Source organism: Legionella cincinnatiensis, from assembly GCF_900452415.1.
GTDB lineage: Bacteria > Pseudomonadota > Gammaproteobacteria > Legionellales > Legionellaceae > Legionella > Legionella cincinnatiensis.
Window position 1 is genome coordinate 983,845 of sequence record NZ_UGNX01000001.1, and the last position, 21,965, is coordinate 1,005,809.

Below are 21,965 nucleotides of genomic sequence, written 5' to 3' on the forward strand. Positions count from 1 at the left end.
TCGTAATAGGTCACCCCTAATAAACTTCAAAGAAGTTTATTAGGGGAGCTCATCTTCAATATATTTCAAAGCGCAGAGGGTCAAAAGATCCCCCAAGATAGAGAAATATCTTATGGATTTTTGTGTTAAAACAAATAAAATAACCGATCATTCATGCACTTAAATATTTTTTAATGAACGTACACTTACCTGAGACAATAGCGGACTGTCATGAGTTGATAAAACGACTTGTTGAGATCACTGATGCATTAGTTTTACGGGTTGAACAGTTAGAACAAGAAAATAAAGCACTTAAAGAGCGCTTGGATAATAATTCATCGAACTCATCGAAACCGCCCTCACAGGACTTTAAAAAGAAAAAGACTAAAAAGAAGCCCAACCCGAATAAGGGTGGAGGAGTTAAAGGACATCAAGGGCATTTTCGAGAGTTGTTGTCAGTAGAAGAAGTGGATGAGGTTGTATCCTGTAAATTGCCAAAGCGCTGTATTTGCGGTGAAAAGAACATAAAAAACCAAGAGGTGTTAAGACACCAAGTCTATGAACTACCCCTAATAAAGCTCAACATCACTGAATATCAGTTAGAAAAAGGAACGTGTGTTTGTTGCGGCAAGAAGCGACTGGCCACTTTACCTAACGGCATTACGAGGGGTATAACAGGTCCCCGATTAACGAGCTTGATGTCCCACATGCTCTCAAAATACAAGTTGTCTCGTCGAGGACTTCAATCTTTTTTAAGCGAGCAGTTCTCATTTACTCTAAGCATGGGGTGTATTTATAAAAAACAACGCCTCGTTAGCGATGCGCTAAAAGAACCTGTAGCCGATTTATTCAATCAAGTGAAAGAAAGCCCCTGTGCGCATATGGATGAAACAGGGCATCGCCGGGACGGGCTCAATCAATGGCTTTGGGGAATGATGTCCGAATCAGCTGCTTTTTTCTCTGTTGAGCCTTCTCGAGGGAAGAAAGTGATTGATTCCTTAATGGGGGCGTTTGATGGCATTCTTGTTTCCGATCGCTATGCCGGATATAACTATTTTCCCAGTGATAAGCGTCAAATCTGTTGGGCTCATTTAAAACGCGACTTCACGAAACTTTCTGAGAAACAAGATAAACCAATTGCTCGTATAGGAAGTGAGTTATTAAGTTGCCAAGCTGATTTATTTGAACTGTGGCACCAATACAAACAAGGAGGTTTCTCTCGTTGGGAGCTCATACGAAAAACTAAGTTCATCCGGCATAAGGTAGGGGAACTTCTGGAGCAAGGGACTTATACAGACCCCAAATTAAGAATCGTGCGGTTTTGCTCAAACCTATTGACGCATTTTGATGCCTTATGGACTTTTATTTTTAATGAAAATGTAGCGCCAACAAATAATCATGCCGAGCAATGCTTAAGGCCTGCGGTGATTTGGCGGAAAAATTATTTTGGTACACGATCGGATTATGGTTCTGACTTCGTAGCCAGAACCATGTCTCTTATTACTTCCTGCAGATTACAAGCGAAAAGTGCTTTTGATGTCTGCTACCAGATTTTGACTGACTACTTCTCGGGACAAAAATCTCTGGTTTTTGCTAACCCCACGTGACCTATTACGATTGCTCAAATTAGAAAAAAGAGCATTATTCGGGTTTTTAATTGGTTATATCTTTAAGTGTATTGAAGACTTTGACCAGACTCGTTTTTATCCAAATTATCATCTTTTGGGCTACCACTGTTCTGTACCTGAGTGGTGCCGAGATCAAGTTTCTTGTGACTGTCTGATGGCGCTGTTAATGAAATACAGCTTTTTTCTTGTTTCGCTGTTAGGTCTTTTTCAAGGGACTGGTTAAATCCATTAGCAAGGCCAGAGAACCCCCCAAATAATGCTCCTTTAATTGTACTTCCTATGGTTGAGAGTCCTTTTCCTTCCTGAAATCCTTCTGCCATGCCCTTTATAGAACCTTTTACACCTTCGCAGGTAGCGTTCACAAAGGCTTTAGATAGACTAAATAGTTTAGAGGGTAAATAAGTCTGAGAATCATCCAAAACAGCATTAAAATTTTTTGTTGCACTAACCACATCGCTCCCTAATTTCTCTAGAGCTTTGGCTCCCTCTAAACCACCAAATTTTTGAGGAGAGTTAAAATCATGGATAACTTCTAATGCTGTATGCATTAATGCTGAACCTGCGCTCGTTAAAGATAAAACCCGTAATGAGCCTACAATTTCAGAACCTTTTTCTGGCTTACTATTTAATCGGCTTTCTAATTCAGATAAATATTTTCCTTCTTCCTTTAAAATTTCAATTCGGGCTTTATTGGCTTCAAGTGCAGGGTCTGATTTGTTTGCAATTTTTTTATAAAGTTCTAGGAGTTCATTACCATGCTCTTGTCTAAGATTGTCAATCATTTTTTTCGCTTTTTTCTTATCATCCAGAAATGAATCTGCAAATCCTCTTGAGCCTCCTAATGCTGCACCCATAGTAGCACCTTGGAGAACACCTCCCAGAGTTTTAGAAAACCCTTCATTTTCAACGAAACCTTGCCTTACTCCTTTAGCTGCTCCAGTCGCTGTATCTAAACAAGTAGTTACAACTGATTTCATGCAAGTAAGCAATTTATTGCCTGCAGACCTAGACGTATCGAAGGTCATTTCGTTAAAAGTATCGCCAATACGCCTCGTTTCATTTGATAGTTTAGTTAAGAATGAAGGATTACTCTCTTTTGCCAGGAGTGTCAGCTTAACACTATCTACAAGAAAATTCGTTTTATCTAAGTTTTCTTTTATAGTTTGGAGCGCTTTTAAAGCCTCTTTCGGATTTGTTTCATTTAATTTCATTAAACGGGAAGTTTCTTTTTCTGTCTCTTCACATAAGCTATCAATATCTGTTTTCAATTGAATTGGTAAAGGAGAACTGACATCATCTGCTTGGGTTCTCAAACTGTTTCTAGCGGAATTGATTTGTTCTAATAATTCTTTTACATCAGAAGGCATTACTATCCTGGTCACTAAAAATGCTATATGTAAATTATAGGATAAGTTTGATTTTGTCGCAAAAAGCGATGGTCTGTGTAATTTTTTTATTAGGTTAAACAAGACTCACTTTTTGCGCGGATTTATAAATCTATTGCAGTTGATGTGTATGTAACTCGCATCCTTTGGCCCGATAATCTCTATAATGAGCACGGCTTTGTTCTTTGTCAGCCTCAATATTGAGAACTATTTCTATGATACGCCTGAACTTAGTATAAAAAGGAGGAATACTATTTGAAAGATTCAACAAAATATCATTAAATCCTCTTGGCTCCCGCTCATATCCAATTTGTATTGGGGGTGGAGGCTCGGGCCCCTCGCCTTGCAGGTGATGAGGAATAAAGCTGTCTTCTTTGAAAGTCCATAAAAGTTCATCAAGAAATTCAGCATCTTGTTTGTTCGCGCACAAGACATAAACCTTATGTCCTTTAGCATAGGCTTTTTCTAAGAGGCGGCATGCGAGTAACCAACGAGCATTCTTCTGCTCATTGGCTAACAAGTAAAAATCAACGCGAATTGGCGGCATGGCGTAATATTTGAATTAATAAAGGAACGGGTCTGCCAGTAGCATTACGATTTTTACCAAAAATCCAAGCAGTGCCTGCAATATCTATATGTGCCCAACGATATTTTTCGGTAAAACGAGATAGGAAACATGCAGCAGTAATACTACTGGCTGTTCTATCAAAACCGGCATTGATCATATCTGCTAAAGGGCTTTCAAGTGCATCCTGGTACGCGTCATCTAAAGGCATACGCCATACTCGGTCATTACTTTCTTTCGCGGCTTTTTCTATGAGCTGTGCTAACTCCTCATCTTGAGTCATAAACCCTGATGCAACAGTTCCTAGAGCGACAATAATTCCGCCAGTCAGAGTAGCAACATCAATGACAAATTCAGGTGTATAACGTTCTGCATAAGTGAGCGCATCGGCCAATACAAGACGGCCCTCCGCATCAGTATTGATAATTTCAACAGTTTGTCCTGACATGCTTGTAACAATGTCTCCTGATTTTACTGACGTACCGCTTACCATATTTTCAGCACTGGCAATTAAACCAATGACATTGATTGGAAGTTTTAGTAGAGCACAGGCTTTGATTACCCCTAGGACACTGGCCGCGCCACACATATCATATTTCATTTCATCCATAGCATTAGCAGGTTTGATGGATAAACCGCCCGAATCAAAAGTGATGCCTTTTCCCACAAGAATAATCGGTGGATTATTTCCTGCTCCCTGATAGTGGATGTCTATAAGTTTTGGCGGTTGGGCTGAACCTTGGGCGACTGCTAATAATGTTTCCATACCCATTTCACGCATCTCTTCTGGACCCATTACTCTACAGCTTATTTCTTGAGGAAATTCTTTTGCTAACTGAAGAGCTTGCTCACCAAGGTAAGTCGGTGTGCAAATATTAGCGGGCATATTCGCCAAGTGACGAGTTAGCTCAATCCCAGTTGCAATGGCTTTACCTAGTTTTATACCGTGCTCACTGGCATTAGGTAAATAAAAAGTAATTGTTTCTAGTTGATGTGGTTTTACTTTTTTCTTTTTGAAGTCTAATAATTGATAACGTTGATTATCTATTAGGACAACCATCTGCTCCAGCTGCTGATCTGAAGAATATTCAGTCACTTGTGGTATGCATAAAGTTGCAGAGTTGATACGATGCTTGATTAAGGCACCCATTACCTCTGTTAAGCGTTTTTGTAACTGGTTCGCATTAAATTTTGCTTTTTCGCCACATTGTATTATTAATACACTTCCCTGGGAATTATGATGCCAAAGTAGGTCACCTGGTTCCGTTGCTTTGTGAATCAGTTTGCTCAGCAAACCATGATGTTCTTTATCTATATTTAGAGCAAAATCAGCAAGCTCTATATCAGAAAAGACCCCAAGCACAAGGCATTCATTCGCAGATAAAGAGGGTTTAGAGGTTAATCCGTAATTCATTTTATAATCCTAATCGTTAAACAGATGTTTTACAGTCTGTTAAAGGTTTTTGAGGCAATACCACTTGCACATTGATGCCCTTAATCGTAGGGCTATTTAGCGCTTTTTCAAGGTAGTCAATCAGTGGAACATCAACTACTTTGCCATATTCGGATGAAGCTTGTCGAAAGTACAATTGTCCTTTATCGCGAATCGCGAACCCTAAATGTGAAATATTTAATGAGGTTCCAATTTTTTGGCTGAGATCCCAATTAGGGCGGACTATTTCAATGATTGCGCCATTAGGAATTTGGGCAAATAAATGCATATTGGGTTTGTTTTTTTCAGGAAACAATGCTGCGAAGGGTAAATAAGGAACTCTTTCTGAGGTGATTTCCAATTTGGAACCTTCATTTTTCAATTCAGTCAGGCGCTCCTCAGCAGTTTCTTTAGTCGCATTTTCTAATCTAATTGTATCAAGAGTTTTATAGGCGTACCAATTGGGTTTATTAATAACGGCCTCAGCAATTTTAGCCACTGACTGATGGTTTTGATCTTTGAAACTTAGGGTAATGTCTTTGAGGAGTCCTCTTTGTTGATTATTTTGATTCCAGTCTAAACCTGTAAAATGATTGCGTTGTATGTAAGATACATTTCCGTTTTTATAGCGTATATTTTTTACACATTGTTGAAAAGAAGTAAGTGAGTTTGCTAATGCCAAAGACAAAACGGTGTTGACATAAGTATCACAATCAAAGGCGTCAACCCTATATTGAGGAAATTGATCATACAATGCTTTGGGGCCTTCCCCCAACGAACCTAGTAAATAATGTACTCCTAAAAATTGACCACTGATCCAGTCAATTCTTGCGGGCATGGAATTATTCGGCATGCTATTTAGTCTGTGGTATAGTTCCTCTATTGAGGAGTTAGCCTGTTTTTCAGTAGCACTTGAGTCAAAAGTATAACCAACAATAGAAGTGCTCAAGCAGGTTAGAAATACCAAATGTCTTAGAGGGTTAAATGTGTGCTTCATGAGTTTTTTCAATTTAAAACCAAAATAAAAAGTACATATTAACCTGTCCCAGAGGAGGGAAGCAAGAATGCTGAATATAATTTGGCTAAGTATGATATTTATTTCCGTAATCGTTGGTATTATTGAAGGACGAATCGATGAAGTCGCCCGAGCTGTCACTGATTCTGCTAAATTAGGTTTTGAAATAGCTCTTGGTTTAGCAGGGATTATGTCTTTATGGTTAGGAATTATGTCCATTGCTACTGAATCAGGGTTGGTCACCCTATTAGGAAAGTTACTGCGGCCGATTTTAAAATGGCTCTTTCCTGATATCCCTCCCGAACATCCTGCTATGGGGGCTATGACGATGAATATCGCTGCTAATATGTTAGGGTTAGCGAATGCTGCAACTCCATTTGGACTTCAGGCAATGAAGGAACTGCAAACTCTGAATGAACATGCAAAGATTGCTACTAATTCTATGTGTACTTTTCTGGCAATTAATACGTCGAGTGTGCAACTCATTCCTGCGACTGCTATTGCGTATTTAGCGGCGAATGGGAGTACTAATCCTAGTGGGGTGATTGTTAGTTCTTTGATCGCAACAATAATTTCTACTGTTGTTGCCATTATTTCGGTAAAACAGTTAGCCAAATTACCCATCTTTCGTATTAAAAGGACAACGAGTTTATGAATGAATTTGCCAATCAATTATCTAATTGGATGCTTTTAGCATTTGTGGTGGGTATTCCTTTATATGCTGCAGCAGTCAAGAAAATTAATGTATTTGATGCGTTTATTGTTGGTGCAAAACAAGGTTTTGATACGATTTTAAATATAGTCCCTTATCTTATTGCGATGATAGTTGCTATTGGAATGCTACGAGCATCCGGTTTTTTTAGTTTAATGGCGAAATTACTGGCACCACTTCTTGCAATGATTGGTATGCCGCCTGAAGTATTACCTTTGGCTTTGATCCGACCGTTTTCTGGGAGTGCTTCAACTGGATTGATGGCAGAGTTAATTCATCAATATGGTGGCGATTCAATGATTGCTAAAATTGCAGCAACGATGATGGGAAGTACAGAGACTACTTTTTACGTCATTGCAGTGTATTTTGGTTCTATAGGCATTCGTCGTACACGACATGCAATTCCTGCAGGATTATTAGCCGACTTAGCCGGTATTATCGCAGCAGTAATAATCTGTCGTTATTTATTTGGATGACCCCCAGATTTTAGTTAGCTCTTTTGGTCTTACATTACCGTGAGTTTCAGAAAAAGAACTCCACTCTCCATTTTGACTCGTTCAGCCTGAGGAGGAGCAAAATGCCCCGTCTCGAAGGCCTGGTATGCTTCTGTTAAGGCTTAGCGACAGCGCTATGCGCTTCCCCAGCCCGAACGATCTACGTGCAGAATCGATCTTTTTGGGAGGCTCTCTCAATTTTGGAGGCATAGGCATGGCTCGCAAAAATGAGTCCCCAGTCATTGTTTAGAGCCGTTCAGCCTGAGGAGGGGCAAAATGCCCCGTCTCGAAGGCCTGGTATGCTTCTGTTAAGGCTTCGAGACAGCGCTATGCGCTTCCTCAGCCCGAACGATCTACGTGCAGAATCGATCTTTTTGGGAGGCTCTCTCAATTTTGGAGGCATAGGCATGGCTCGCAAAAATGAGTCCCCAGTCATTGTTGAGAGCCGTTCAGCCTGAGGAGGGGCAAAATGCCCCGTCTCGAAGGCCTGGTATGCTTCTGTTAAGGCTTCGAGACAGCGCTATGCGCTTCCTCAGCCCGAACGATCTACGTGCAGAATCGATCTTTTTGGAGGGCTCTCTCAATTTTGGAGGCATAGGCATGGCTCGCAAAAATGAGTCCCCAGTCATTGTTTAGAGCCGTTCAGCCTGAGGAGGGGCAAAAAGCCCCGTCTCGAAGGCTTGGAGGCTTCGAGACAGCGCTATGCGCTTCCTCAGCCCGAACGATCTACGTGCAGAATCGATCTTTTTGGGAGACTCTCTCAATTTTGGAAGCATAGGCATGGCTCGCAAAAATGAGTCCCCAGTCATTGTTTAGAGCCGTTCAGCCTGAGGAGGGGCAAAATGCCCCGTCTCGAAGGCCTGGTATGCTTCTGTTAAGGCTTAGCGACAGCGCTATGCGCTTCCTCAGCCCGAACGATCTATGTGCAGAATCGATATTTTTGGGAGGCTCTCTCAATTTTGGAGGCATAGGCATGGCTCGCAAAAATGAGTCCCCAGTCATTGTTTAGAGCCGTTCAGCCTGAGGAGGGGCAAAATGCCCCGTCTCGAAGGCCTGGTATGCTTCTGTTAAGGCTTAGCGACAGCGCTATGCGCTTCCTCAGCCCGAACGATCTACGTGCAGAATCGATCTTTTGGGGAGGCTCTCTCAATTTTGGAGGCATAGGCATGGCTCGCAAAAATGAGTCCCCAGTCATTGTTGAGAGCCGTTCAACCTGAGGAGGGGCAAAATGCCCCGTCTCGAAGGCCTGGTATGCTTCTGTTAAGGCTTAGCGACAGCGCTATGCGCTTCCTCAGCCCGAACGATCTACGTGCAGAATCGATCTTTTTGGGAGGCTCTCTCAATTTTGGAGGCATAGGCATGGCTCGCAAAAATGAGTCCCCAGTCATTGTTTAAAGCCGCTCAGCCTGAGGAGGGGCAAAATACCCCGTCTCGAAGGCCTGGTATGCTTCTGTTAAGGCTTAGCGACAGCGCTATGCGCTTCCTCAGCCCGAACGATCTACGTGCAGAATCGATCTTTTTGGGAGGCTCTCTCAATTTTGGAGGCATAGGCATGGCTCGCAAAAATGAGTCCCCAGTCATTGTTTAGAGCCGTTCAGCCTGAGGAGGGGCAAAAAGCCCCGTCTCGAAGGCCTGGTATGCTTCTGTTAAGGCTTAGCGACAGCGCTATGCGCTTCCTCAGCCCGAACGATCTACGTGCAGAATCGATCTTTTTGGGAGGCTCTCTCAATTTTGGAGGCATAGGCATGGCTCGCAAAAATGAGTCCCCAGTCATTGTTGAGAGCCGTTCAACCTGAGGAGGGGCAAAAAGCCCCGTCTCGAAGGCCTGGTATGCTTCTGTTAAGGCTTAGCGACAGCGCTATGCGCTTCCTCAGCCCGAACGATCTACGTGCAGAATCGATCTTTTTGGGAGGCTCTCTCAATTTTGGAGGCATAGGCATGGCTCGCAAAAATGAGTCCCCAGTCATTGTTGAGAGCCGTTCAACCTGAGGAGGGGCAAAAAGCCCCGTCTCGAAGGCCTGGTATACTTCTGTTAAGGCTTAGCGACAGCGCTATGCGCTTCCCCAGCCTGAACGATGTAAGTGTAGAATGGATCTTTATTGTTTTTTTGGAGATTCCCCTAAGTACCCAGAAAAATAAGGAGGAGCCCGTCATTATTTAGAACCGTTCAGCCTGAGGAGGGGCAAAATGCCTCGTCTCGAAGGCTTGGTATGCTCCTGTTAAGGCTTAGCGACAGCGCTTTGCGCTTCCTCAGCCCGAACGCTCCAAGTAGAGAGTCCGAGCAAAATGATTTTTTAGTTTAAATTTTGGGGGGATATCTCAGAACCCGAACGGTTCGATAAAGATGCTATTTATTTTTTCTAGAGTTCATGGGATGCGCGATCTATAATGGGATGCTCTATTAATCGAGCTTTTTCACTAATATCCCTGCATTGAATCACATACAGTTGTTGATCGGCAATAATCCACTCAATATCCTGCGCTTTGCCAAATAAAGTTTCTAATTGACGTCCTAAGTGATATAAATCTTGGTATTGCTTCTTATTTAGTATATTTTTTTCACCTTGTTCATAGAAGGTTTGACCTTGTGCATTAATGTGTAATGATGCTAGAGCTCCATTACCTTCTGTTACTCCCTCAATTCCATTACTTGCAACTTCAACGCACATTAAATCCGGAGTTTCACTTTCAGTAAATAATACACCACCCGCTTGTCCTTTAATGTAGGGTTGGATAATGAGATGTAAGTTTAATTCATTTTCTCCACTGTATTCTTTGACTATTGTACGCCTCTTTACCATGTTTTCCCATGAGGAGCAGATGGCTGAAATAAATTTGTCCATATTGTGGATATTGGCTTGAGAGTAAAATATCCCTGCATAACTGTAGGCACTTGAGTCTTCTACATTTGTTGATGAGCGTACAATAATCGGGGTATCTGTTGCTACGAGATCAAATAATTGTTTTAGTTCTCCATAGTATTCTTGCCACAACGGATGTTCGCTGGAAGAGGAAACTAAATCGTAAATTGTTTTAATCGTATTATGTTTTAAAATGATACTTTCAGGAATATTAAATCGATTATGGCTCAATAGTGCTAAGCGTTGGGCTTTATTGCCTATCGCTGTATTATCTTTCTGCTCTTCAAGAAAGTCCCAATCAAGTACTTTGTTTTTCAAGATGTTGACCTGATTTCCTGAAATGATTAATTTGATTTTATCGTTAAGTGTTGTTATTGGAAATTGGGCAATCATGACCATATTTTTTTCGCGAGCGATGATCGCACTATGGCTTAGATAGCCTCCTTGTTTTAAGATAACTCCCTTGATGTGCTGACAAGCAATAATTTGTTCCGGTAATAGGTTATCTGCAATTAAAATAGTACATCTACTCAGGGTTTCAAGGTTGAGTCCTTCTTTAAATACTACTGCAGTACCGGTACATATATGTTGTTTTCCTGCGACTCTAATTGCTAAAGATTGAGGTTGGATATTCGTAATTTGTTCGGCTGTGTTTAAAGGCATTTGCTCAATGTCATGGAATGAAAATGTACTAGGGAATTGATACTCATTCCGTAGCTTCCATATTGTATAACGGTCTTTCAATAAATCAATGAGTATGCTTCGTTTCTTAGGCAGAGAGCGGAACTCATTCATTGTTAAATAGGAGAGGCTTAATGGTAACTCTAATTGTTGTGTCAGCTTCTCCACGAGTAAGTTTATTAGTTGCCATTCTTTTAACTGAGATTGTCGCAAATGCGTGCGTACGTATTCTGTATTTAAAAAAGAATCATGAATATTTGCTTTTTGCTTTAAATTTATTTTAAAGTTTGCTTGATCGGAGAGTTCGTAGTAAGAAGTGATTGCTAAAGATTGTGGTTCTGCAAAGGAGGAATGAAGTAATTCGGATATATTGGAAGAGGTCTTGGTTGCTGCAATTTGTAGTTGGCGAAATGCATTTTGATGTAAAAGGCTGCTGTAGAACTGCCACATGGTACTTTGTTTGTATAAAGCTGTAAGAGCGCGTTTGAGAATTCGTTGCAATTCCCATACCGATAAAGGCTGATGCAGATATTCAGTAAGTTTCATTATTCTTAGCTGAGTCTTAGGGGCTATGAGCATGTGGTAATCTTGAAGAATGCTTTCTGTAGCCAGGTGAAATTGCAACCGCACTACTTTGTTGCGAATCCACGTAAGCAATTTATTGCTGGAAAAAATCGCTTGTTCCAATGCATTATCAATATAAATTTGATTGCAAAATGCAATAAATTGCTCTTGAGTTATTTCTTTCTTTTTAATCAATAACCCTAGTTTACGCAGGGCTTTCAGGCATCCGCCTTCATCACTCCAACGTTGTTTGAGAATGCTCAGCAGTAGTGGTGTTGGATTTGCAAATGTTTCTTGTAGCGGCAACGATGTAAAGCGTTGATCTTGGATAAGTCCCGGAAGCATTTGATAATGTTTTAATAAAATATGGCGATTTAAAACTCTGCTGTCATGATAATTATGATGTAATTTAATTAAAATAATCCGATATTCCTGATCAACAGTAAACTCTATATCTTGTTGAAATAACAGTAATAAATTTCGAGTAATACCTGACAGTTTTGTCAGTTTTCCTTCTTTTAAATCATACTCTTCTTGAAACGATGCACTTTGGTTGGACTTATTACTATTGATAATCTCGCTCGTGAACAAGCCTAAGTAGAGGGGTTGATGTTCAATGGTAAGCTGAATTGTACCTAAAGAGCGTTCGCTATTGGTATTTATTTGGATAAAAGAGTTTCCTTCGGGAGCACAATCATAATGGCACTGTTGCAGCAAACTTAATGCTTGCTTATCCGTATTTTTAAATTGATAAATAAGCATATATAGTAGTAAATCAACAACAATAGGGACCAATAGAAAAATACTAATAATAAACATGCTTGATAATGAAAGCGGAATTAAATAAAGCACGTATAGGCAGGTAGAGGGAATGAGGATCACTTTCCATGAAATTTGTCGCACTGTGAGTTTGCTTTGAGTAGGGGCGAAAACAGCATTTAATTGGTATCGTAAGAAATCGAGTCGTTTTTTCTTAGGATACATAAGATGTATTCCCAAGACCAAGACAAAAAGCGTATAAATTGGAATAAGGTAAGCTGCATTCATAGGCAGATTGGGATCGACTTTATAAAGATAAACATCGAAGGGGATCGCCAGTTGCATGCTGAATGCGATAGTAGGTACTGTCATAATAAGACTTATCAGCACATTAGCCCATTGATACCATGCTGAAGTTTCAGCAAATAAGCTTCGTAGCAATTCTTTACGACGGATGAAGAGCATTGTGGCAAATAAAATGCCTAATACCATTACAAAACTTGTGATTGGAAACGGCTGTATTTGATTATTAGAGGTAAAATAAGAATTAACGCTCTTGAATTTGTTATTTAATTGCTCAGCAAGCGCATCATGAGATTGTTGATAACTCATGATGGGAATATCTTGTTTGGAGACAATTTGTTGGTATTGGGCTAGTGCTTGCTTGTCCTCTTGAAATGGAAGCAGCATGAATGGCGCTTTTTTTAACAAATACTGTGTGTACTCCCAAGGAACATTAATAACAACAGGAGCCGGACTTTGCTCTCCTAGCGTCATGAACTGATATAGTCCATCCGGAAAATAAAAAAGCCTCTTTTCATGATGTACTTGTTTTAATAAATTTTGGTCAGCATCTAACCAGCTTAAAGTGGCTGATTTGAAACCATTGTCACAATAAAGAATGATTTTTTTGTCAGTATTCTTTTTTAAATAATCATTAAGACCTGTACCTGCAGGGAAATTAAGGGCTCCTGCTATATGAATTTTGTCGTATTCGCTACTATCACGTAAATCAATAAAGACAAATTGGGAGTTTCTTTCTTTCCAATGTTTTATCATTTGGACCGTTACAGGAGTATTTCGAATTCCTATTGAGGGAATGCTTGAAAAACCCAGAGCGAATATTGATAGTATAAGAATGAAAATAATCCAAGGCTGATAAAGACGCCACAACATATATAATTTTGTTTTTATCCAAATGTATTTAAAGAAAATACTTATAAGGCCAATGACTATTAGCCCGGAATAAACAAGGCTGCCTCCCAGAAAAGCTAAAGTTTCGGGAGGGGGGATAGCATAAACAGGATTTGCATAAGTAAATAAAAGGCACAAGACAATAGACTTCGTTCCAAACGCTACTGTAGTGGAGAACTGCTTCGTCGATACGGTGCTCGAATCCTCATGTACTGGCGTGTACACTCCGGTTCTGTGCTCCGTCTCTCCTCGCACTTCCCTCACTACAGCGAGTTTGGAAAGAAGTCTAATAAAGGGTTTAATTAAAGCCCATTTTAATGGTGAAGGCTGTGATATTGAGCGCATTGATGAGGAGTTAGGGAGCAAGAACTTCATTTTATTAATTCTATATACAGATTAATAGGCTTTAGAATTAGTATAATCCCAAAAATAGAAATATGCGAAGTTCCGTTCTTTAGTACTAAATTAGGGTCTGTTGGCTTTATTGAGTAGCCTAAAAATTTCCAAATTCCTCCTTAGAATCTGGGTAGTAATCGGCCGGGTTGTACTTTGTGTACAAGCTATTGGTGAAAGACTTATTTTTCTCATACAAACTCGCCATTATTGTATGCAACTTCGCTCCTTCGGACTCCCCGCATCTCTCAAACGCTTGAGCAATGCTCATCTGGTTATCTATTTTTTTTTGCCAATATAAACTTAATTTACTTGTGGTGCTGACATCTGACTTCCACAGCGGTGGTGTATCCATATCTTCCGCTATTGCATCATAGGCTTCTTGGTGTAACGGAACTGCTTTTTCATCAAGATAAACATTGACTGGAATAATCGTATTTTTATGAAATTCCGAGCTGTCCATACATTTCTCATGTAATTTTTTCCGTAATGGGCAATTAAACGTTTTAGAAGATAAGTCGTCCTGAGGAAAAATGTAGTTTTTGATGATAGAAAGCGGAAGAGTTAAAAAGAGTGAAGCTCCTTTTGAGCTTGGACTCTCCTTCACACTTGGATTGGTCTCCTCAGCATTAGATTGTTTCAGTTTCATTTCATAGTCAAGCTGATTCATTTCATATTCATAGTCAAGCTGAGTTTCATCATCAGGCATTCCCTCAAATTCAGATTTCTCTTCACTCATTGTAGTCACCAAATCAAAGTAATATACAAACTATACAAAAAGATAAAATAAAAATCAAGTTGATCAAATATTGAAATATTATGATTCAAATTTCCATTAGGATTGACTTAAAATCGGCAGTTATATAAGGCAAGAAAGTTCCAAAATTTTTTTGCTCTGGAAAATATTAGGGTTTCGTTATTAGACAAGAGTTATGGAGTTACTATAACAAATTCAACGTGTTGCGTATCAAATAGTATTACGGAAAACGTATTAAGATCCGCACCAATTAAAAATATACGTTAGTTGTTGAATTTTTAATAACCATATTGTACTATTTATTCCATGAATTCCCTGCAGCTACCGAAGAATTGTTTATTAAGGAGTTTTAATGTTTAGCCGTTTTTGGAGTCGTAGTTCGAAGCCTACTTATGAACGTTTCACCACTCAAAGAGTATTGCTTGATAAATATGGTAATGGCTCTAATGAAGGTCTTTGTAAGCCCCTTGCAAATAAGTATGTTGAAATGTCACTGAAAGGAATGGAGGGTGAGTGGTTAAAAAAACCTGATTTCGAAATTTATAAGGATGCTGTCGAAACTGAAAATTATCAATATGAACTCGATCAGAAAGGCCAAGATGGACGTCATTCTGCTTTTGAAAACTTAGAGCATGAAGATCTCCTAGTGGAGGAAAACACAATCACTAATCCTGATAATTTTGAAAAACTTATGGGTGACTCTGATTGTGCGATAATTTCTTATCGTCAAAAGGGAGGTGATGCACATCAGGTGGCCTTCAGGAAAAATAAAGGAAGCTGCGCATTTTTTGATGCTAACCACGTAGGTGGCGAAATAAAAGGAAGGTGTCCGCTAGTTAGAAAATTTGTGAGCAATTCAATTCGATCCGAGATAGAAAATGACTCTAAAGCCCTGATAGGCCTCTTAAAATCTTCTCCGAAAGTATGAACGTTATACATGTTTTCGTTAAAACTACTGAGTAGGAGGCTTCAATAACGAGCAGATGCAGGATATCCAAAGTCTCTTGAAGCATGCTTATTACGATGCCTATCAAACCCAAAATAGTTATTAATTTTTTCAAATTGACTTTTTTTTGACTTGATCTATAAATTAGTTATTGGGTTTTTAATTTGGTAACTAAAATGAGAACTGTAAAAGCGCTAAAAAATCAAAAGGAATGCGCAATAATTTCTTTAACACCTAAAAGGAAATTACTCCCACAATTAAAGGATATTTCTGAAGATCTTCTTTCCTTACCGGAGGAAAAAATCAATAAACTTCTAAATGATCGTTTACTAAAAAGGCATACGGTTCCAGTTTGCATTCCTTTATTGAAGACTCCACAGGATTTATATCTATTTATTAAAAATAATAGTGAAATATTGTTTGATTTTATGTTAACAACTTGGCCCTTTCCAATAAAACAATGGGGATTTTCCGCTAATGGAATTGATTTAATTGACGATTATATTGATATTCAATACTTCCCTACAGTATGTAAATCAATTACTAAACCGTTTAAAGATACCATGGAATTAGCGGTAACATTGATTACTCCTACATCTACATTCATTGATTACATTGCGGAGAGCATTGCCTCAAAGAAAATTATTAGAAGTGAAGAGGAAATAACACTAATCAAGTTTTTAGTATCCACAGGAATTGCTGTTGTTACAAATAAATTAGAAAAATCAATAAATCAGCAAACAAAAGAATTTATTGCTACATTGAATGATTCAAAAAATTATTTATCGTTTCTACAAGATAAAATACTAGAAACTCTTTTTGGTTTCTATTTTAAGAGTAAAGAAGAGTTTCCTTCCGATCGCAGTGATGAATTTCTTAACGTATGGTTTGATACAAATACCTGTTTAGGCCTATATTTGCTTACGAAGCCGCTCTCCGATGAACTACGGGTTGCGTGAATTAGCTGAGGCATAGTGTACAAGATCATAAATCTGTTCTAATATTAATCTAAACGGGCTTTAGTGGAATAGTATTCTTTTGATCAAAGACATTAAATTTTGGCAAAGTGATTCTTGAACAATAGTTTTTTTATTGGTTTGTATATGTCTAAGAGAACTTTTTGCAATCTAAAGTTGAGATTGAATGTGGCTAAAATTCCTGGATATCAAAGGGACGCGAATATTTTTGCTATTTATTCATTATTATCAAAAGAAGACTTTTTCAAGGGGGCTGAAGGAAATGTTCCTCAGATTATCACGGTGATAAAAAATATTTTAGAAGATATTGATTTAGATAGCGAAAGAGAAATTTCCAAATCAATACTTAAGATTAAAAAAGAAATAGAGAACTATCACGATCATTCTTCTAATTCAAATGTAAATGATTTATTAAGCGCATTCAGTTGCCCAACTAATTTAACTTATAAGACCATTCGTAGTACTGTATGTGTTAAAAACGAAACCATGAAAAATATTTTGTCTTCTTATGATTAAACTCAGTGGGAATGAATCTATAAAAGAAGCCTCTAATTGAAGGCATTTTACGGTTCGTGCGACGAGTTCACACTTCCTACAAATTAACCCACTTTAGTCTTCTTTTTTGATTGAGCATTTTTTTTGCTTTTACTTGCATAATTTGGATTTTCAAGCAATTTGAATTGAGCGAATATTTTTTGAGTTTTTGCTTTAAATGCAGCCATTTCTCGAGTAGGAACTGGAGATGATGTGGGTAAGTAGGTTGTAGTTGGGTTTCTTGGTTGATTATGGACATGTAGTTCATAATGACAATGTGGCCCTGTAGCAAGACCTGTTTGACCTACATAGCCAATGACTTGGCCTCGTCTTATTTTACTGCCTTTGGAGAGGCCTTTTTCAAAGCGAAGCATGTGCCCATAAAGCGTGCTGTATGTTTTATCATGTTTAATTTCAATCATATTACCATAGCCGTTATGCCTACCAATGTTGGTAATGACTCCATCACCCACTGATTGAATAGGAGTACCAATTGGTGCTGCTAAATCCACACCTTTATGAGCTCTTCTATAGTGTAATATGGGATGCTGCCTTGAGGCAGAAAAAGTTGAACTGATATGGCTAAACTTAATGGGATAGCGTGAAAAGGCCTTTTTAAAGCTTTCTCCCTTAGGAGTATAATAATCACGGTTACCATTTCTGCTAATATGGCGTACAGCCTGTGCTGTTTTACCTTGATTGGTATAGCTTACGGCAACAATATCACCGATACCTACCATTTTGTCTTCTACATAAAGACTGTCATAAGCAATTGAAAAGTGATCCCCACTACGAATCGAACGTGAAAAATCAATTTCTTTACGTAAAATAGCAGTCATTTGTTGAATTAGTTTTCTTGGTATGCCTAAACGTTGCGCTGTGGTATATAGAGAACCTTTGACTACTCCTGTAATGTATTTCTCTTTAGTGGTAACTTTTTTAGAATCAACTTTAGTTTTATAAACGGCCCCATCCCTATAAACGGTTAGTGTTTGGATGTTATTCATGGGGATGATTAACTTTTCTAATTTATGTTTGTTAATTAAAAATTGTAACTCTTGTTTAGGGTTTATCGCCGTAAGTGCTTTAGCATGAGGGTTTTTCTGCAGGACCAGCTGTAAATTCTGTGCAGTCAGGCCCAGGCGTTTAAATATAGTAGCCATAGAATCGCCTGAGCGAGGCTTAATCGTTTGCCATTCATTGTCTTTAACAATTTTTTTAGCAGGTTTAATTGCATTAACGACATTTTCAACAACTGCTTTAGCTTTATCTTCGATTATTTCAAGTTTGCTTTCTTTACTTACTGGGGCTTTCTCCTCAGTCACGGAGCTTTCTTCATTCAGATCATCTTCACCTTGATCTTGATAGTCATCATATTGTTCTTCTTGTTCTTCTTGGTTAGGTAATGAAATGGGGTGGATAGTAGATTCGTTATAGGAGTCATGTGAAAATTGTTTCACAAGAAAATAAGGCAGCGAAAAGGCAATAATCAAGGCAAAACCCATTAATACCTTAGAAGGCTTAGATTTTTTATTTTTATTTGTTCTTCGTTTTTCGATGTATAAATAAGGTTTTTTATCCATTGTTTGCCTATACATTGTCATTCGAAAGCATGCTATTGTCTCATTGAGACAATTTCGAGTGACAAATTATCTTAAATCACCTTTTTAGGTATGGCAGGAAATTGCCAACCGGGCTAAGATACTCGGTGTGAGAAGATAGGTCAATCATTTAAAAGGTTTTGATGCGATGATAGTTGAAGATTCAGTGTGTTCTGAACTAGTAAGAGGGTGTGAGGAAGTACTTCCTCTGCATGAATTAGAAAAAAAATTACAAAAAGGAACGTGCTTAAAAATTAAAGCGGGTTTTGATCCAACTGCACCTGATTTGCATCTGGGACATACTGTATTACTTAATAAGTTAAGACAATTCCAACAATTTGGCCATGAAGTTATTTTTTTAATTGGAGATTTCACCGCAATGATTGGTGATCCAACTGGAAAAAATGTAACTCGCTTGCCTCTTAGCCAAGAAACAGTATTGGAAAATGCTAAAACATATCAAGAGCAAGTATTTAAAATTTTAGATCCTCTTAAAACAAGAGTGGCGTTTAATTCGCAATGGCTTGCTCAATTTAATGCAGTAGATTTAATTCGCTTGGCTGCAACACATACGGTAGCGCGTATGTTGGAACGTGACGACTTTAATAAGCGTTATACCTCTGGTCAGCCAATAGCAATCCATGAGTTTTTATATCCATTACTGCAGGGATATGATTCTGTGGCACTTAAAGCAGATGTAGAGCTTGGTGGCTCTGATCAGAAATTTAATTTATTAATGGGACGGGAATTACAAAAGCATTATGGTCTTGAACCCCAAGTGGTGATGATGACTCCATTGATAGAGGGATTAGATGGTGTCAAAAAAATGTCTAAATCTCTAGACAATTATATAGGGATTAATGAACCTGCTGCAGAAATGTTTGGTAAAATAATGTCACTCTCTGATGAATTAATGTGGCGTTATATCAATTTACTAAGTTTCCAAACAGGAAGTGAAATAGCAGCATTAAGAAGTTCTGTGGAACAGGGTGCAAATCCAAGAGACATCAAAATTGATTTTGCGAAGGAAATCGTTACACGCTTCCATGATCAACAACAAGCAGAGAAAGCACATATAGAATTTATTGAGCGTTTTCAGAAGGGCGTTATTCCTGAAGATTTAGAAGAACAAATCTTAACCCTACAAAATTCACTTTCCTTAGCGCAGCTTTTAAAACAAGCCAATTTAACTCAAAGCACTTCAGAATCAATGCGCTTAATAAAGCAGGGAGCAGTAAAGATCGATGGCAATAAAGTTGAGGATGCAGGCGTAGAGTTGGCTATTGGTAAGACTTATATAATTCAAGTTGGCAAACGTAGAGTGGCTAAACTGCGCTTACAATAAACAGTGTGACATCATTTTTTAAAAAAAATTAAAAAAGTGTTTGACACTGGATGTGAAATGAGTAGAATACGCAGCACACCTTGAGGGTGAGTTCATTAAGAAGAGAGAAGACAAACTGTGTGGGCACTTTGGAAGGTTTTGAGTGCTTAAGAAGTAAATAGAAGAAGTAAGAAGCTGGTTTAAGACTAGCACAGGAATTGAACTGAAGAGTTTGATCCTGGCTCAGATTGAACGCTGGCGGCATGCTTAACACATGCAAGTCGAACGGCAGCATGACCTAGCTTGCTAGGTTGATGGCGAGTGGCGAACGGGTGAGTAACGCGTAGGAATATGCCTTGAAGACTGGGATAACTTGGGGAAACTCAAGCTAATACCGGATGATGTCTGCGGACGAAAGCTGGGGACCATTTTGGCCTGGCGCTTTAAGATTAGCCTGCGTCCGATTAGCTAGTTGGTGGGGTAAGGGCCTACCAAGGCGACGATCGGTAGCTGGTCTGAGAGGATGACCAGCCACACTGGAACTGAGACACGGTCCAGACTCCTACGGGAGGCAGCAGTGGGGAATATTGGACAATGGGGGGAACCCTGATCCAGCAATGCCGCGTGTGTGAAGAAGGCCTGAGGGTTGTAAAGCACTTTCAGTGGGGAGGAGGATTGATAGGTTAAGAGCTAATTGATTGGACGTTACCCACAGAAGAAGCACCGGCTAACTCCGTGCCAGCAGCCGCGGTAATACGGAGGGTGCGAGCGTTAATCGGAATTACTGGGCGTAAAGCGTGCGTAGGTGGTTGATTAAGTTATCTGTGAAATCCCTGGGCTTAACCTGGGCAGGTCAGATGATACTGGTTGACTCGAGTATGGGAGAGGGTAGTGGAATTTCCGGTGTAGCGGTGAAATGCGTAGAGATCGGAAGGAACACCAGTGGCGAAGGCGGCTACCTGGCCTAATACTGACACTGAGGCACGAAAGCGTGGGGAGCAAACAGGATTAGATACCCTGGTAGTCCACGCCGTAAACGATGTCAACTAGCTGTTGGATATATGAATATATTTAGTGGCGTAGCAAACGCGATAAGTTGACCGCCTGGGGAGTACGGTCGCAAGATTAAAACTCAAAGGAATTGACGGGGGCCCGCACAAGCGGTGGAGCATGTGGTTTAATTCGATGCAACGCGAAGAACCTTACCTACCCTTGACATACAGTGGAGCTTGCAGAGATGCGAGTGTGCCTTCGGGAACACTGCTACAGGTGCTGCATGGCTGTCGTCAGCTCGTGTCGTGAGATGTTGGGTTAAGTCCCGTAACGAGCGCAACCCTTGTCCTTAGTTACCAGCACGTGAAGGTGGGAACTCTAAGGAGACTGCCGGTGACAAACCGGAGGAAGGCGGGGACGACGTCAAGTCATCATGGCCCTTACGGGTAGGGCTACACACGTGCTACAATGGACGATACAGAGGGAAGCGAAGGGGCGACCTGGAGCCAATCTTAGAAAGTCGTTCGTAGTCCGGATTGGAGTCTGCAACTCGACTCCATGAAGTCGGAATCGCTAGTAATCGCGAATCAGCATGTCGCGGTGAATACGTTCCCGGGCCTTGTACACACCGCCCGTCACACCATGGGAGTGGGCTGCACCAGAAGTAGATAGTCTAACCTTCGGGGGGACGTTTACCACGGTGTGGTTCATGACTGGGGTGAAGTCGTAACAAGGTAGCCGTAGGGGAACCTGCGGCTGGATCACCTCCTTAAAAGATAAGGCATGAAAGGACCTCAAAGTGCCCACACAGTTTGTTTTCAGAAAGATGAAGAATCCTAAGCTCCGAAAGGAGCGAAAGATGCTCGGTAAAGCGAGAGCGAAGCGCGAGCGAAAGCTAACGCAAGTCGAAGCATTTTTGGCAAGAATTTTTGTTTTAATCAAGGCGCGAGCGTGAGCAAGCGAGGGAGCATACATCAGTATGTGACCGACCGAGCGAACGATTGCAACGCGGAGTAAAACGAAAAATCGCAGCCCAAAAAAAGGGGTCGTAGCTCAGCTGGGAGAGCACCTGCCTTGCACGCAGGGGGTCAGGAGTTCGATCCTCCTCGGCTCCACCAATTTTAGGTATTTTTCTAAGGATAGTCCAGATTAAAGTGCTTTGCGGAGTATT

At 39.9% G+C, this 21,965-nt stretch carries 14 protein-coding genes, 1 tRNA gene and 1 rRNA gene; 9 read left to right on the top strand and 7 right to left on the bottom strand.

All coding sequences use genetic code 11. The features are described 5' to 3' along the window. Positions 1-173: 173 nt before the first annotated feature. Positions 174-1,586 (top strand): IS66 family transposase, encoded by a 1,413-nt coding sequence (gene tnpC, locus DYH34_RS04435; RefSeq protein ID WP_058463826.1) that lies wholly within the window; start codon positions 174-176, stop codon positions 1,584-1,586. A 62-nt stretch (positions 1,587-1,648) separates the two neighbouring features. On the opposite strand, the gene DYH34_RS04440 is transcribed toward tnpC, so the two are convergent. The 4 genes from DYH34_RS04440 to DYH34_RS04455 form a co-directional block, all read right to left on the bottom strand. Continuing rightward, on the bottom strand, positions 1,649-2,875 hold the full coding sequence (locus DYH34_RS04440; protein ID WP_238589470.1) for a hypothetical protein: 1,227 nt from the start codon (positions 2,873-2,875) through the stop codon (positions 1,649-1,651). Positions 2,876-3,104: 229 nt separating this feature from the next. Continuing rightward, positions 3,105-3,539 carry a DNA polymerase III subunit chi gene (locus DYH34_RS04445; protein WP_058464452.1) on the bottom strand — a complete coding sequence of 145 codons (435 nt, stop codon included), beginning with the start codon at positions 3,537-3,539 and terminating at the stop codon, positions 3,105-3,107. Further along, complete coding sequence (locus DYH34_RS04450) at positions 3,520-4,971, bottom strand: leucyl aminopeptidase (protein ID WP_058464453.1); 1,452 nt, start codon at positions 4,969-4,971, stop codon at positions 3,520-3,522. Before DYH34_RS04450 ends, DYH34_RS04445 begins: the two co-directional genes overlap by 20 nt. Positions 4,972-4,987: 16 nt before the next feature. After that, positions 4,988-5,986 (bottom strand): N-acetylmuramoyl-L-alanine amidase-like domain-containing protein, encoded by a 999-nt coding sequence (locus tag DYH34_RS04455; RefSeq protein ID WP_058464454.1) that lies wholly within the window; start codon positions 5,984-5,986, stop codon positions 4,988-4,990. A 67-nt stretch (positions 5,987-6,053) separates the two neighbouring features. Between DYH34_RS04455 and DYH34_RS04460 the strand changes: the two genes are divergently transcribed. Further along, positions 6,054-6,659 carry a nucleoside recognition domain-containing protein gene (locus DYH34_RS04460; protein WP_058464455.1) on the top strand — a complete coding sequence of 202 codons (606 nt, stop codon included), beginning with the start codon at positions 6,054-6,056 and terminating at the stop codon, positions 6,657-6,659. Further along, positions 6,656-7,192, top strand: a complete 537-nt coding sequence (locus DYH34_RS04465) for a spore maturation protein (protein WP_058464456.1) — start codon at positions 6,656-6,658, stop codon at positions 7,190-7,192. The genes DYH34_RS04460 and DYH34_RS04465 overlap by 4 nt, the downstream gene beginning before the upstream one ends. A 2,378-nt stretch (positions 7,193-9,570) precedes the next feature. On the opposite strand, the gene DYH34_RS04500 is transcribed toward DYH34_RS04465, so the two are convergent. Together DYH34_RS04500 and DYH34_RS04505 are read right to left on the bottom strand one after the other, a co-directional pair. Beyond that, positions 9,571-13,644, bottom strand: a complete 4,074-nt coding sequence (locus DYH34_RS04500; RefSeq protein WP_058464783.1) for a PEP/pyruvate-binding domain-containing protein — start codon at positions 13,642-13,644, stop codon at positions 9,571-9,573. Positions 13,645-13,762: 118 nt separating this feature from the next. Continuing rightward, positions 13,763-14,401, bottom strand: coding sequence for a hypothetical protein (locus DYH34_RS04505; RefSeq protein ID WP_058464782.1), 639 nt, complete (start codon positions 14,399-14,401; stop codon positions 13,763-13,765). A gap of 370 nt (positions 14,402-14,771) precedes the next feature. On the opposite strand from DYH34_RS04505, the gene DYH34_RS04510 reads away from it, so the two are divergent. The 3 genes from DYH34_RS04510 (at position 14,772) to DYH34_RS04520 (ending at position 16,858) form a co-directional block, all read left to right on the top strand. Then, the gene (locus DYH34_RS04510; protein ID WP_058464781.1) at positions 14,772-15,347 is read left to right on the top strand and encodes a hypothetical protein; all 576 of its coding nucleotides are present in this window, start codon (positions 14,772-14,774) and stop codon (positions 15,345-15,347) included. A 194-nt stretch (positions 15,348-15,541) separates the two neighbouring features. Then, a complete protein-coding gene (locus tag DYH34_RS04515) occupies positions 15,542-16,324 on the top strand; it encodes a hypothetical protein (RefSeq protein ID WP_058464780.1) in 783 nt (260 codons plus the stop codon). A gap of 144 nt (positions 16,325-16,468) precedes the next feature. After that, entirely contained in the window at positions 16,469-16,858 is a 390-nt protein-coding gene (locus DYH34_RS04520; protein ID WP_065240102.1) for a hypothetical protein, read from the top strand. A gap of 83 nt (positions 16,859-16,941) precedes the next feature. Here DYH34_RS04520 and DYH34_RS04525 read toward each other — a convergent pair whose 3' ends face one another. Further along, positions 16,942-18,459 (bottom strand): M23 family metallopeptidase, encoded by a 1,518-nt coding sequence (locus tag DYH34_RS04525; RefSeq protein ID WP_058464778.1) that lies wholly within the window; start codon positions 18,457-18,459, stop codon positions 16,942-16,944. A gap of 166 nt (positions 18,460-18,625) precedes the next feature. On the opposite strand from DYH34_RS04525, the gene tyrS reads away from it, so the two are divergent. The 3 genes from tyrS (at position 18,626) to DYH34_RS04540 (ending at position 21,912) form a co-directional block, all read left to right on the top strand. Beyond that, complete coding sequence (gene tyrS / locus DYH34_RS04530) at positions 18,626-19,822, top strand: tyrosine--tRNA ligase (RefSeq protein WP_058464777.1); 1,197 nt, start codon at positions 18,626-18,628, stop codon at positions 19,820-19,822. A 199-nt stretch (positions 19,823-20,021) separates the two neighbouring features. Continuing rightward, a 16S ribosomal RNA gene (locus tag DYH34_RS04535) occupies positions 20,022-21,566 on the top strand. Positions 21,567-21,836: 270 nt separating this feature from the next. After that, positions 21,837-21,912: transfer RNA gene (locus tag DYH34_RS04540), tRNA-Ala, on the top strand. Positions 21,913-21,965 lie beyond the last annotated feature (53 nt).

What these genes read in the sequence shown, in the direction of transcription:
- DYH34_RS04445 (WP_058464452.1), bottom strand. Translation starts at nt 3,539, where the DNA reads ATGCCGCCAATTCGCGTTGATTTTTACTTGTTAGCCAATGAGCAGAAG.
- DYH34_RS04510 (WP_058464781.1), top strand. Translation starts at nt 14,772, where the DNA reads ATGTTTAGCCGTTTTTGGAGTCGTAGTTCGAAGCCTACTTATGAACGT.
- DYH34_RS04460 (WP_058464455.1), top strand. Translation starts at nt 6,054, where the DNA reads ATGCTGAATATAATTTGGCTAAGTATGATATTTATTTCCGTAATCGTT.
- DYH34_RS04520 (WP_065240102.1), top strand. Translation starts at nt 16,469, where the DNA reads ATGTCTAAGAGAACTTTTTGCAATCTAAAGTTGAGATTGAATGTGGCT.
- DYH34_RS04455 (WP_058464454.1), bottom strand. Translation starts at nt 5,986, where the DNA reads ATGAAGCACACATTTAACCCTCTAAGACATTTGGTATTTCTAACCTGC.
- DYH34_RS04515 (WP_058464780.1), top strand. Translation starts at nt 15,542, where the DNA reads ATGAGAACTGTAAAAGCGCTAAAAAATCAAAAGGAATGCGCAATAATT.
- DYH34_RS04525 (WP_058464778.1), bottom strand. Translation starts at nt 18,459, where the DNA reads ATGGATAAAAAACCTTATTTATACATCGAAAAACGAAGAACAAATAAA.
- DYH34_RS04500 (WP_058464783.1), bottom strand. Translation starts at nt 13,644, where the DNA reads ATGAAGTTCTTGCTCCCTAACTCCTCATCAATGCGCTCAATATCACAG.
- DYH34_RS04465 (WP_058464456.1), top strand. Translation starts at nt 6,656, where the DNA reads ATGAATGAATTTGCCAATCAATTATCTAATTGGATGCTTTTAGCATTT.
- tnpC (WP_058463826.1), top strand. Translation starts at nt 174, where the DNA reads ATGAACGTACACTTACCTGAGACAATAGCGGACTGTCATGAGTTGATA.
- DYH34_RS04450 (WP_058464453.1), bottom strand. Translation starts at nt 4,971, where the DNA reads ATGAATTACGGATTAACCTCTAAACCCTCTTTATCTGCGAATGAATGC.
- DYH34_RS04505 (WP_058464782.1), bottom strand. Translation starts at nt 14,401, where the DNA reads ATGAGTGAAGAGAAATCTGAATTTGAGGGAATGCCTGATGATGAAACT.
- tyrS (WP_058464777.1), top strand. Translation starts at nt 18,626, where the DNA reads ATGATAGTTGAAGATTCAGTGTGTTCTGAACTAGTAAGAGGGTGTGAG.